This window comes from Brumimicrobium sp., assembly GCA_023957385.1.
Lineage (GTDB): Bacteria > Bacteroidota > Bacteroidia > Flavobacteriales_D > Crocinitomicaceae > Brumimicrobium.
The window spans coordinates 695,718-707,970 of record JAMLGZ010000001.1; the positions used below are offsets into that span (position 1 = coordinate 695,718).

At 34.5% G+C, this 12,253-nt stretch carries 11 protein-coding genes; 1 reads left to right on the forward strand and 10 read right to left on the reverse strand.

The features are described from left to right. Positions 1 to 7 precede the first annotated feature (7 nt). The 9 genes from murD to M9897_02975 form a co-directional block, all read right to left on the reverse strand. Positions 8 to 1,354: a UDP-N-acetylmuramoyl-L-alanine--D-glutamate ligase gene (murD, locus tag M9897_02935; protein MCO5267833.1), complete on the reverse strand. Its 1,347-nt coding sequence runs from the start codon at positions 1,352 to 1,354 to the stop codon at positions 8 to 10. Continuing rightward, positions 1,355 to 2,599: a phospho-N-acetylmuramoyl-pentapeptide-transferase gene (mraY, locus tag M9897_02940; protein MCO5267834.1), complete on the reverse strand. Its 1,245-nt coding sequence runs from the start codon at positions 2,597 to 2,599 to the stop codon at positions 1,355 to 1,357. Beyond that, on the reverse strand, positions 2,599 to 4,062 hold the full coding sequence (locus tag M9897_02945) for a UDP-N-acetylmuramoyl-L-alanyl-D-glutamate--2,6-diaminopimelate ligase (GenBank protein MCO5267835.1): 1,464 nt from the start codon (positions 4,060 to 4,062) through the stop codon (positions 2,599 to 2,601). Before M9897_02945 ends, mraY begins: the two co-directional genes overlap by 1 nt. Positions 4,063 to 4,069: 7 nt before the next feature. Further along, positions 4,070 to 6,166: a transpeptidase family protein gene (locus tag M9897_02950; protein MCO5267836.1), complete on the reverse strand. Its 2,097-nt coding sequence runs from the start codon at positions 6,164 to 6,166 to the stop codon at positions 4,070 to 4,072. 5 nt (positions 6,167 to 6,171) lie between these two features. Next, positions 6,172 to 6,579, reverse strand: a complete 408-nt coding sequence (locus M9897_02955) for an FtsL-like putative cell division protein (protein MCO5267837.1) — start codon at positions 6,577 to 6,579, stop codon at positions 6,172 to 6,174. Then, complete coding sequence (gene rsmH, locus M9897_02960) at positions 6,569 to 7,495, reverse strand: 16S rRNA (cytosine(1402)-N(4))-methyltransferase RsmH (protein ID MCO5267838.1); 927 nt, start codon at positions 7,493 to 7,495, stop codon at positions 6,569 to 6,571. The genes M9897_02955 and rsmH overlap by 11 nt, the downstream gene beginning before the upstream one ends. After that, positions 7,476 to 7,943: a division/cell wall cluster transcriptional repressor MraZ gene (gene mraZ, locus M9897_02965; protein MCO5267839.1), complete on the reverse strand. Its 468-nt coding sequence runs from the start codon at positions 7,941 to 7,943 to the stop codon at positions 7,476 to 7,478. The genes rsmH and mraZ overlap by 20 nt, the downstream gene beginning before the upstream one ends. Positions 7,944 to 8,308: 365 nt before the next feature. Then, positions 8,309 to 10,474: a hypothetical protein gene (locus tag M9897_02970; GenBank protein ID MCO5267840.1), complete on the reverse strand. Its 2,166-nt coding sequence runs from the start codon at positions 10,472 to 10,474 to the stop codon at positions 8,309 to 8,311. Positions 10,475 to 10,603: 129 nt separating this feature from the next. Further along, a complete protein-coding gene (locus M9897_02975; GenBank protein ID MCO5267841.1) occupies positions 10,604 to 11,200 on the reverse strand; it encodes a ribonuclease HII in 597 nt (198 codons plus the stop codon). A gap of 155 nt (positions 11,201 to 11,355) precedes the next feature. On the opposite strand from M9897_02975, the gene M9897_02980 reads away from it, so the two are divergent. Next, complete coding sequence (locus M9897_02980; protein MCO5267842.1) at positions 11,356 to 11,718, forward strand: hypothetical protein; 363 nt, start codon at positions 11,356 to 11,358, stop codon at positions 11,716 to 11,718. A 53-nt stretch (positions 11,719 to 11,771) separates the two neighbouring features. On the opposite strand, the gene M9897_02985 is transcribed toward M9897_02980, so the two are convergent. Next, on the reverse strand, positions 11,772 to 12,251 hold the full coding sequence (locus tag M9897_02985) for an LEA type 2 family protein (GenBank protein ID MCO5267843.1): 480 nt from the start codon (positions 12,249 to 12,251) through the stop codon (positions 11,772 to 11,774). Positions 12,252 to 12,253: the final 2 nt, after the last annotated feature.

Sequence of the window (12,253 nt, forward strand, 5' to 3'; positions counted from 1 at the left end):
TGTTAGATTATAATGCACGAACAGCTGTTTTAAACTGTTGGCCACGGTCTTCAAAATTTTCAAATAAATCAAAGCTTGCACAAGCGGGAGAAAGAAGGACTGTCTCTCCTTTCTTAGCTAAGCGATATCCGTATGCTACGGCTTCAGATGCGGAAAATGCCTCTACAATAACTTCAATATCATTTTGAAAAGATTCTATAATTTTATTATTTTCTTTTCCTAAGCAAATAATGGCTTTTACCTTTTCTTTTACCAAAGGAAGAAGTTCTTCATAGTCGTTTCCTTTATCTACTCCACCTACTATCCAAACAACTGGATTTGTCATGCATTCTAATGCATACCAAGTAGAATTGATATTGGTAGCTTTTGAGTCATTGATAAATTCAATACCGTTTACTTTTGCTACAAATTCCAAACGATGTTCTACGTTTGTAAAATCAGCTAAGCTTTCGCGTAGGCTTTCCTTACGGATTTCAAAAATTTTTCCAGCGATTCCTGCTGCAAGTGCATTCTGCACGTTGTGTTGTCCTTTCAGAGCTAAATCATGAATACTCATAGTTAATTTATTTTTTATGGTTATTGTTTGTGTTTTTGCATCATAGTAACCTCCTTCTACTGTTTCATCTTGCATTGAAAAAGGAAGTTTATTTGCCTCAATGATATGTTGAGACAATTGTTTTCTGATTTCTTCATCATCTGCATAATAAATGAAGGCATCATCTTTTGTTTGGTTTTGTGTAATTCTCATTTTAGCCTTACCATATTCATCCATACTATGGTTATATCTGTCTAAATGATCTGGCGTTATATTTAGGAGAATAGCTACGTTTGCATGAAATTTATACATGTCTTCCAATTGGAAAGAACTTAGTTCTATCACGAAGTAGTCAGGATTGAAATTAGTAGCTAATCTTCTAGCCAAACTTACCCCCATGTTACCTGCCATTTCAACATTGAGACCTGCCTTTTTTAGTATATGATAAGTGAGGTGAGTGGTTGTAGTTTTTCCATTGCTTCCTGTTATAGCAATTAACTTGGCTTTTGTATAACGAGCTGCAAATTCTATCTCACAGATGGGAGTTATACCAGCTTCTAAAATGGTTTTAATCAGGTTAGAGCTGTTTGGTATGCCAGGACTTTTAATAATTTCATCAGCTGCTAATACTCTCTCTAAAGTGTGTCCACCTTCTTCCCAAGCTATTTGATGTTCGTTTAATTCTGCTTTGAATTTATCTTTAATAGGACTAGCATCACTAACGAATACAGAAAGTCCTTTGGCTTTTGCTAAAATAGCAGCTCCCACTCCGCTTTCACCGGCTCCTAAAACGACAATATTTTGATGTGTTACATTCACTTATCTTAACTTTAATGTTACGATGGTTATTACGGCTAGGAGAATCCCTATAATCCAGAATCTGGCAACGATTTTTGCTTCGTGTAAGCCTTTTTTCTGATAGTGATGATGTAGAGGTGACATCAAGAAGATGCGTCTTCCTTCACCAAATCTTTTTTTCGTATATTTAAAATAGGCTACTTGAATGATTACAGATAAATTCTCCATTAAGAAGATGCCGCACAGTACTGGAATTAATAATTCCTTCCTTATAGCAATTGCAAATACAGCTATAATTCCGCCAATTGCCAAAGAACCAGTATCACCCATGAATACTTTTGCAGGATAGGCATTATACCATAGAAATCCGACACATGCTCCTACAAAAGCTGCAATATAAACTACCAATTCTTCACTATAAGGGATATACATTACATTGAGGTAACTAGCAAATGTGATATGAGAGCTTATGTATGCTAGAATAGCTAAAGCAATACCTATTATGGCTGAAGTACCGGTAGCCAAACCGTCCAGCCCATCGGTTAAATTTGCACCATTTGAAACCGCTGTAACTATGAAAATTACTATGGGAATAAAAAGTAACCATCCCCATTTCTTCCCGTATTCGCCCAATAGCCAATTATAGTCAACTTCATTGTTCTTAATAAATGGAATGGTGGTTAGCATATCTTTTGATTCTACCCATTTGGTTGTGTGGATAATATCCTCACTATCGTTAGTAGTTACAAAATGTTCTCCTTCTAGTAGCACATAATTAGCCTCAACTTTCTTGTGTACCTTTACGTCGGGATGAAAAAATAGTATAGAACCTACTATGATCCCAACACCAATCTGACCGATGATTTTGAATTTCCCTTGTAAACCATCTTTGTTTTTCTTAATACGTTTTAAGTAGTCATCTAAAAAACCTATAAAACCAAGCCAGATTGTTGCAATCAGCATGGTAATGACATAGATGTTATCTAGTTTAGCAAATAAGAGAGTAGGGATAAGTATGGAACCTAAGATAATGAGTCCACCCATTGTTGGGGTTCCTTCTTTTTCTTTTTGACCCTCTAGTCCGAGTTCACGAATTTGTTCACCCATCTGTAATTTACGCAATAAGTTAATTAGTTTATTTCCGAAAAGGATAGAAATAATGAGTGAAGTTATCAGCGCCATAGCTGAACGAAATGAAATGTATTGAAACACTCCCGCTCCAGGAATATCCAATTGGTCGAAGTAATTAAATAAATAGTACAGCATTATTTATTCAGTTTTAATAAGGTTTCTTTTAAAATTTCTAAGTCATCAAAATCGTATTTCACACCATTGATTTCTTGGTAGGTTTCATGTCCTTTCCCTGCAACTAAGATGATATCATTTGGTTGCGCCATGCTACAGGCTACTTTGATAGCTTCAGCTCTGTCTATGATGCTTAATGTTTTATAGTAATATTCCCCCCCCACACCGGCTTTCATTTCTTCAATGATTTGAGCTGGGTCTTCACTTCTTGGGTTATCAGATGTAAGCACAACTTTATCGCTTAATTTGCAAGCTGTTGCTGCCATTACTGGGCGTTTGGTTTTATCCCTATCTCCTCCACAGCCTACTAATGAAAATACTGTTTCATTTCCTGTACGAATATTTTGTATTGTTTTCAAAACATTTTCCAAGGCATCAGGTGTGTGAGCATAATCTACGATACCTATGATACCCGTGTTGCTTTTAAAAAACTCAAAGCGACCTTCAACAGATTTTAATTCTGAAATTACGCGTAAGATTTCAATTGGCTCATGTAGTAACTGGTCGGCAATCGCATATACTAATAAGATGTTGTAGGCATTGAAGTCGCCGATTAACTGCGTGTAAATCTCTGTTCCATTGATTGATAAAACGAGTCCAGAAAAACTATTTTCAACCACCTTAGCTTTGTAATCTGCTATTCCTTGTAAGCTATAATAGTATTTCTTAGCTTTCGTATTTTGAAGCATTACTTCTCCGTTTTTGTCATCTGCATTGGAAATTGCAAAAGCAGTTGCGGGTAAATGATCAAAATACATCTTTTTAGCAGTAATATATTCTTTGAATGTTTTGTGATAGTCTAAGTGCTCGGGAGTAATATTTGTAAAAGCAGCTCCAGTAAAGTGTAAACCACCAATTCTATTCTGTACAACAGCGTGAGAACTCACTTCCATAAAGCAATACTCACATCCTGCATCTAGCATATCTGCAAAAAGTTGATTTAAACTAATAGCATCAGGGGTTGTCCTTTCTGTTGGAATAAGTATATTATTGATTCTATTCACTACGGTAGAAATTAATCCTACAGAATACCCCATTCTTCTGAATAGTTCAAATAAAAGAGTAGTGGTAGTTGTTTTTCCATTGGTGCCTGTTACGCCAATTAGTTTTAAATTTTTGGATGGATGGTCGAAGTAATTATTTGCAACAATTGATAGAGCTTTGTGTGTGTCATCTACCATAATGTATGCAATTCCTTGATGTGTCTGAGTAGGGAGTGTTTCGCAAAGAATCGCAGTTGCACCTTTTTGAATAGCACTTTCTATAAATTGTGTTCCATCTACCTTTTCTCCTTTGATTGCAATAAATAAATCATTGTCTTCTACAGTTCTGGAGTCAAACGTAAGTTTGTTGATTTCATAGTCAACTTTTCCAATAATCTCTTTTATTGAACAACCATATAATATGTCGCGAACATTTTTCACTGTCTTTCTATTTAAGTAATAAATGAATGAGTTCTCCTGGTACTGTTTCTTGCCCAGCCACTAATGACTGATTGATTACTCTTCCATAACCAGTTGTTTTTACAACTAACCCTTGTTTTTCTAATAAATAAATAGCATCTGTAATACCCATTCCAACTACATTTGGAACAATTCCTTTGGTAACATTCAAGTCGGCAAATAAAATTTTATTTTCTTGAGAAACTGTTTGGATCCACTCCTCCTTACTTTGTAAATCCTTTTTAATTCTAAAATGGTTTAGAACAGTGTTGATATCATATCTACTTCCATTTTGCACGAAAGGAGTGGAAGCACGAAAACTTTGCTCATTGATTGCTTCATGGTATTTATAGCTAGAAGCATATACCTTATTTGCTATAGCCGAAAATACTGTCCCTGAAACTGAAGCGCCGTAAATATCATTTGTTGGAGCGGCAATTGAAATAATGCAAGAATAAATAGGGTCATCTGCAGGGAAATACCCCACAAATGACGCTAAATATTTTCGAGCCCCTTTTTCACCATATCCTTCGTTGTTGTTTGCAATCTGAGCTGTGCCAGTTTTTCCTGCAATGTTGAAAAATGCTGATTTTAGGTTGGAACCTGTTCCGTATTCTACAACACCTTCCAATGCATCTTTCATGGTGTTGATGGTTGTTTGACTGGCTATTTTGTCGATTTTTACAATAGGCTTGAATTCTTTTACAATTCCACCGTTATTAATGACGTGTGTTACTAATTGTGGTTGCATATATTTCCCATTGTTAGCAACTGCATTGTAGAATGATAAGAGTTCCAAAGGAGTTAATCTAAACTCATATCCTATTGCCATCCAACCTAAGGATCCACCCCACCATTCTTTTGTTCCTGGCATGGAATATAATGGCTCTACTTCTCCATTGAGATTGATGCCACTCTTTTCAGTTATTCCAAATTGTTGGAGTCGGTCTATATATTTTTGAGGATCTTCTTTATAAGCATTGTAAATTACTTTGGAAATCACATTAGAAGATACCTCAAACGCATGCTTTAGAGTGATTTTTCCATATCCCCAGCTTCTAGAATCTGTAAGGGTCTGGTCATAGAATTTATAATGACCTACTGCATTTACGGTGTCTGTTAATTTTACTTTCCCATCCTCTAATGCCGCCATTAAAGCAGCAAGTTTCATAGTTGAACCAGGCACCTCACGAGTTCCTAAAGCATGATTGTATAGTTCTTTATACACCCCTTCTTCTACCTCTTGAAGATTAACCATTGCTTTGATGAATCCGGTTTTTACCTCCATCACTACAGCGCATCCATATTTTCCTCCTTTAGTTTTAAGTTGATTTTCTAGTTCGGTATGTGCAACTTCTTGGATATCCTTATCAATAGAGGTAACTAAATCATACCCATTGATTGCTTCTCTAACTATATTGCTTGTTGGTTTCCAAGAATTTCCAATTCTTTGTTCCAAACGGATACCTTCTTGTCCTGCTAGATAGTTGTTATATGTCCCTTCAATACCAACGTATAAAGAATCCTTTCCATTGTCTTTGATATATCCAATGGTACGAGCTAGTAGTTCTTCATTCGGGCGTTTTCTAACAGTGATTACTCCACTATCTATCAAACCACCTTTATATCTTCCTTTGTTGTAAATTGGGAGGTTTCTAACTTTTTCACGTGTTTCATGCGTAACCCGTTTATGGATAAGTACATATCTTCTTCCTTTTTTGCGTGCTTCGCGTAAATATTCTTCATATTCCCGGGCTGATTTTTCTGGAAATAATTGAGCAAGCCCTATACATAAATCTCCAATTTCTTCTTGCCATAAATCTTCTTTTACAGCTATAGGGTCCATGTAGATATCGTAAAAGGAGACGGAAGTAACTAAAGGGCTTAGCTTGTTATCTAAAATTTCTCCACGACGTGCTGGAATTGGAGCAGGACGTTGTTCTAAATTGCTATTAGCTAAGGTGAAAACACGTTCTCTTCCGTCCATAATGATAATCACTGTCTTAGTTAAGACAATAATCATTGCTATTACCACTAGTGAGTATAGAAGATAGGTACGTAATATGATCGCCTTATTGTTCTTCACGTGTGTTATCCTTTTTTCTTTTCTTTAATTCGTATTACTTTAACAGGGTTTACAGTTTCCTTTAATTCGAGTGGTTCGAGACGTTTAATCATTTCGGAGCGACGTGTCATTTCTTCTAATTTTGCCTTAGTTTCCACGTAATCAGCATTAATATTCCTCAGGTTTTTCTCAGTGTCACTGATGTCGTTAGTTAATTGTGTTACATAATACCCTTTGGATACGATAAGCACCATTAAAAAAATCAAGAAGAAGATATAGTTCAAGTTATTGAGTACAAAGTCCTTTGTTAAGAAATCTCCATTCATGATTTGAGCAATAGAATCTGTACGTTTCTTGCTTTCTTTTGAAGGCTTACGCTTTTTATCCTTTTTTATAGGATTTGCATTCTCTGGTATGTAGTTATTATCCTTCATTTCTAGTGGCTATCCTTAATTTAGCACTTCGTGCGCGTGGATTCTGTTCAATTTCTAGGTCTGATGGAATAATTGGTTTTCGATTTAACTCGGTAAAAGGCTTTAGTACATTTCCATAAAAGTCCTTTTCAATTTCTCCATCAAAACTTCCTCGTTTCATGAAGTTTTTTACTAACCTATCTTCCAATGAGTGATAGGACATAATTACCAGTCTTCCATTCGGACGGAGCATTTCTGCTGTTTGCTCTAACATCTTTTCTAGCACTATTAATTCATCGTTCACTTCAATACGAATAGCTTGGAAAATTTGTGCTAAGAATTTGTTTTCTTGGTTGCGTGGGGCAAACGATTTAAGTAATTCTACTAATTCCCCGGTTGTTGAAATTGGATTAGCTTGTCTATTTAAGCAAATGATTTGTGCGATTTTACGTGGGTTTTGAACTTCTCCGTATTTCGCAAAAATCTTAAGTAAATCAGCCTCGTCATATTCATTAATCACCTGAAAAGCAGATTTTTCTTGGCGTTGATTCATACGCATATCCAAATGTTCATTGGAACGTATGCTAAAACCTCTTTCAGGTTGGTTAAATTGATAAGATGAAACACCCAAATCTCCTAAGATTCCGTCAACATATTTAATTCCTAAAAGGCGCAGTTGATTCTTTAAGTATGAAAAATTAGAAGCAATAAAATGAAAATTTGGAGCTGTCCAAGCATTTTTAGCAGCGTCTCCATCTTGATCAAATACGATGAGTTTTCCCTTTTCTGAAAGTTTTTCAAAAATAGCACGAGAATGTCCGCCACCACCAAAGGTAACATCTACATATATACCATCAGGACTAATGTTTAGTCCTTCCAAGCATTCTTGGAGCATTACAGGGGTGTGGTATGTGTATTTATCTTGGCTCGTCTCCATTGTCTATTTTACCCATTACTTCATCCGCTAAATCGGAAAAATCAGACATGTTTCCTTCGATCATATTGAAGTATTTGGACTTATCCCAGATTTCTACTCGGTCATTGTAAGCAATTAGCATTGCTTCTTTTTTTAGACCAATACGTTCCATGTGAGTTGAAGGAATCAGAATTCTGCCGGCACTATCTAGAGAGATATCTTTTGCACCTTGATGAAATAAACGGTAGAACATACGATTCTTAGGTTTGAATAAATTAATCTTACTGAGTGCTTCACTCAATTTTTCCCATTCATTCATAGGATAGAGTGTTAAACAGTCTTCAAACCCTTTGTTCAACATGAAACTTTCTTGGGCAGCAGGAGATAATTGCCTTCTCAAATGAGAAGGGAACATGAAACGCCCTTTTGCGTCTAGTGTTACTTCATATTCTCCTACAAGTCCTGCCATGTCTTAAATAATGTGTAAAATTAATGGATTTTTACCACTTTTTACCACTTTTTGTGAACTGTTGAAAACTTATAACGTAAATAGATCTAAAAAAGTTACATTATTTTTTAAGAAATGACGGTATATCAATAGATTTGATTGTTTTTATAGTGGTGGTAAAAAGTGGGAATATTTCTAAATTGTTGATAATATGAAAAGATAATATATTGAGAAATCATTTTCCAATACTATATAATAAATATGTGTTATTCTGCCTATATAGGGGATTGAGAATACTATTTAATAGGGCTTTTTCTCCTAATAAATTATCTTCTACATGTTAGGGATTTCTTTCTAATGAAATTCATAAGAAGTATAAGGGCAATCTACTTGTATTTATAACAGATGATTGATTGTGCTATCTTAGAAAATATATATACCTGCTTTTTATCTTTGTCTGTCTCTGCTACAACTAATTCTCTTCCTTCTTTTGGGAAATCAGTTACCTCTTCTCCTAGAGAGGAATACGCATGTATCTTATTCTGTAAATTATCTAATACCACACATTCTTTGCGATTTTTTAGATAAACAAAACTGCCCACTTCATTGAAAGGAACTGTTTTAGTGTATAGTAAACTTTGATCATGGGTAAAGACTGAGAAATTATTTGATTTTACAATTACAATATAATCGTTTGTTACGGTAAATATTTTTCCTTTCTCAATAGGAATTGGATTACTTCCTTTCAGTCCATTTACATCCGATTTTTGACAATATACTTCTCCTTCTTTTTCAAAATAATTTACTACTTTTCCATTGTATTTCACAGCACTTTCTGAATCGACGCTACCGAGTTCTACAGGTTTTCCTGGTTTCTCAAGAAATCCTAAATATTCCTTATGCTCCTTATTCACCACCCATGCTGTTAATTTCCCTTTGATATTTAGGGCATAAGGAGTTTGTATGACAGAACTATTTCCAACCTTAATAATAGTTAATTCTTGTCCAGCGCTATTCAACATTATAACCTCTCCTTTTTCGGTTCCGACAAGGAAGCGTTTTGTACCATTCCAAACAAAATCACTAATGCTGGTAGTTAATTCATTATCTGATAAATATGGAAAGCCTCCTACTTCTTTCCCATTTAAGTCAATGAGATGTACTCGTTTCTTGGTTCTAAATAAAAATTGGTGCTTATTGTTGTCAAACACATCAATTACACGCACTTCTCCTTGAATAGCACCATCTGCATCGCCTCGCCATAATGATTTTCCATTGGAAGAAACTAGCTCATATTTTCCATCTTCACTATAACTCAATACAGAGATTCCACCGCGTAAATGGTCGTATATAGGCACCAATTCAAACACAGTATGGTTAACAGATGCTGACCAAGAGGTTTTGTCTTCCTTTACCAATTGTTCGCCTGGAGGTTCTGTACTAACTTCAAATAGGAGATGATTTTTCCATGTGATACTTCGCTTTTGATTATTAGAAACAAAGCGGTGATTGGTAAAAGAAGGAAGCCCTCCAAAAAAATAATTCATCTTTTCAGGATTTAAGGCTAGTGTTTTTCCTAATTGATAATCAACTAATAGTTTTTGTGTAATAGACTTAGATTCTGTGATAATAACTTTGTCTTCTATTTCTGTAATATAGATTCGTTTGTTTTTTTGAGAAGGGAAATCGTTAGTTAATTGGAATCCAGAGAAAGAATATATTTCATCAGAAATATTGACAGAATCTTCTTGCTTAGATTGTTCTATAAGAATTAAACGTGGTGTTTGTTGTGATCGGTAATCGGATATAATAACAGAGGCGCCCTCATATTCGAGTACAACAAAACCTTTATCCACCCAATCATTCATTGGGCCAATTTCAAAGATACTATCTGTTTTTTCAGCATAGAATCGTTCATGAAAAGAATAATTATCTGCCGTATATGGAATGACACTTGCAAAAAGAGGAATGTCCTGAATGGCTTCTCCATATATAGCAGTAGGGTTGCTAGAGCGGTATTCGAAATAGCCATTATTGAGATTGTACATGTCAGTGCGACTCCATTGATTCTGATTGTATTTCCAAAAATTGGCAGAAGCTTTTTTATCTGCTTCCCGCAGTTGAGTTAATAAATTATGATTACAAGCAGTATAGTCTTTTGAGAACATCAAATAAGGTCCCTCGTGTCTGCTCTCCACGCCTGTTAATTTAAATTGAGAATAAATGAGGTCAATTTCCTCCTTTTTCCACGAGTTTTCTTTTTCGAAGATGATAATCGCTCTTTGTTGAGAAGCATATATTCTAAGATGAGGTATTTTGATAGAGTCTAGATTCTCCAATGAATTAGCTAATGGGTTGCTAGCTACTACTTTAAGATAATCAGAATTTTTAGTTTCGTTATAATTGTTGATGAGCAAAACACCTTGATCTTGCTCGCAAAAAACGTATTGAGGGTTTACTTGACTGTCATTATTTATCCATAATTGGTAACTGGAATATGCAATCCAGATTACAGCAACAGAGACTAAGCCAATGAGTACAATACGTTTCATCTACTATTTTTTATCAAAATTACTGTTTTCTAATATGTGTCAGAATGCAGAATTAAAATTTTATTAACGAATGATTGTTGGACGATTGATGGATATAATTTGCATCTTATAGCTCAAATATTCTTAAAGTCAGAATAAAGTTCCTTGATTATCTAGTAGTCTAAATGACAAACGATGGTGAGCGGTAGCACCCATTTCTTTAAGCATCTCCCTATGAAATTTTGTAGGATATCCTTTATTTTTTTTCCAATTAAAATCTGGAAATTCTTGATGCAAATCCTCCATAATATGATCACGAGTTACTTTGGCTAAAACGGAGGCTGCTGCTATACTCAGATAATTTGCGTCCCCTTTTATTAAGCACTGATGTTCAATATTAGGGTATGCTTTGAATCTGTTACCATCAATTAGTAGTAATTCGGGTTTAGTTTTTAATTGGTCAATTGCTTTATGCATCGCTAAGAAACTTGCATTTAAGATGTTGATTTTGTCTATTTCAGCAGGACTTACTTCTGCAATCCCGTAGGCTAATGCAGTTTCTTTAATAATAGGAAATAACCTCTCACGTTGTTTTTCAGTTAACTGTTTTGAGTCGTTTAATTCTTCAATATAACAATCTGAAGGTAAGATTACTGCTGCGGCAACTACAGGACCGGCAAGACAGCCTCTTCCAGCTTCATCACATCCCGCCTCTATTTTCTCTTTATTAAAGTAATTTTTAAGCATTTAGCATAAAATTTTAAATTCAAAAGCAACTATTCTGGCACAAATATTGTCTTTATAATATAAATTTTTTAAGATTAAATTTTGTAGAAAGATAAATTATTTAGATATTTAGCTTTTATAACTGCAAAGTTATTATTTTTATAAAAACTAAAATTATGAAAAAATTATTGACACTTATCGTTTTGGTTGTCTTTACAATGTTTGGTTATGCTCAAACAGCAAAAGTGGGGGGAACTGAAGAGTCTATTAAAAACATGATTGGTAAAAATTATGTTGAATTTGTTTTTCCAGATGAGATAACACAAGAGACGATTGAAAAATCAGGAAAATATTACACTGAGTATTTTACAGTGGAATACAATAAACCAAGCAAGATTGTGAAAGTATCTTTGATTGAAAATACAGATATGGCGCGAAGAGTAATCACTCGTTTCCTTTTATCTTGTGGTGTTAGAACAGTTGAGTTTACTGGTAAAGAGTTTACTATCATGGAATTTTATGATAGCTATTTAAAATAGTAATTACGAGAACATCAAAAAAAGAGTTGTCATTCGGCAACTCTTTTTTTGTTTCATAATAAATCTCTCAAATTTATCCCCAATTCCTCTAGATTAATTTCCTTGGTTTTATCAATCTTTCTGCTGATTGGAAAGCCAGCCCCTGAAGCTTTTAATTTCCCAACTATACGTGCATTTAATGGTTTCCCAAGTGTCATGCTGAGTAATTTGAAGAGAACTCCTTTGCCTAATTCCAATTGGATGGGAACTGCTGCAATAGTAGTCGATTTTTTCTTCATTTTATACTTTTGAGTAACATGAATCTTACCTACATAATCATCGTTTAAGTAAATATCGAAGACAGATTTCTTGATATTTATCTTGAAACCATTTGGATTGTAAGCTTCTATATCTATATTGAAAACTACCTCTTCTTGATTGATGTGATCAATTTTAAGATTAGACATTCCTTTATATTCGGGCTGTTCTATGCAACTTGTTAGAATAATGGAAAGAAAGAATAGAATACCTACAGGTTTAATTAAATGCCTCATGT

What these genes read in the sequence shown, in the direction of transcription:
- M9897_02975 (MCO5267841.1), bottom strand. Translation starts at nt 11,200, where the DNA reads ATGCTTAAAAATTACTTTAATAAAGAGAAAATAGAGGCGGGATGTGAT.
- mraY (MCO5267834.1), bottom strand. Translation starts at nt 2,599, where the DNA reads ATGCTGTACTATTTATTTAATTACTTCGACCAATTGGATATTCCTGGA.
- M9897_02980 (MCO5267842.1), top strand. Translation starts at nt 11,356, where the DNA reads ATGAAAAAATTATTGACACTTATCGTTTTGGTTGTCTTTACAATGTTT.
- M9897_02970 (MCO5267840.1), bottom strand. Translation starts at nt 10,474, where the DNA reads ATGAAACGTATTGTACTCATTGGCTTAGTCTCTGTTGCTGTAATCTGG.
- rsmH (MCO5267838.1), bottom strand. Translation starts at nt 7,495, where the DNA reads ATGGAGACGAGCCAAGATAAATACACATACCACACCCCTGTAATGCTC.
- M9897_02985 (MCO5267843.1), bottom strand. Translation starts at nt 12,251, where the DNA reads ATGAGGCATTTAATTAAACCTGTAGGTATTCTATTCTTTCTTTCCATT.
- M9897_02955 (MCO5267837.1), bottom strand. Translation starts at nt 6,579, where the DNA reads ATGAAGGATAATAACTACATACCAGAGAATGCAAATCCTATAAAAAAG.
- mraZ (MCO5267839.1), bottom strand. Translation starts at nt 7,943, where the DNA reads ATGGCAGGACTTGTAGGAGAATATGAAGTAACACTAGACGCAAAAGGG.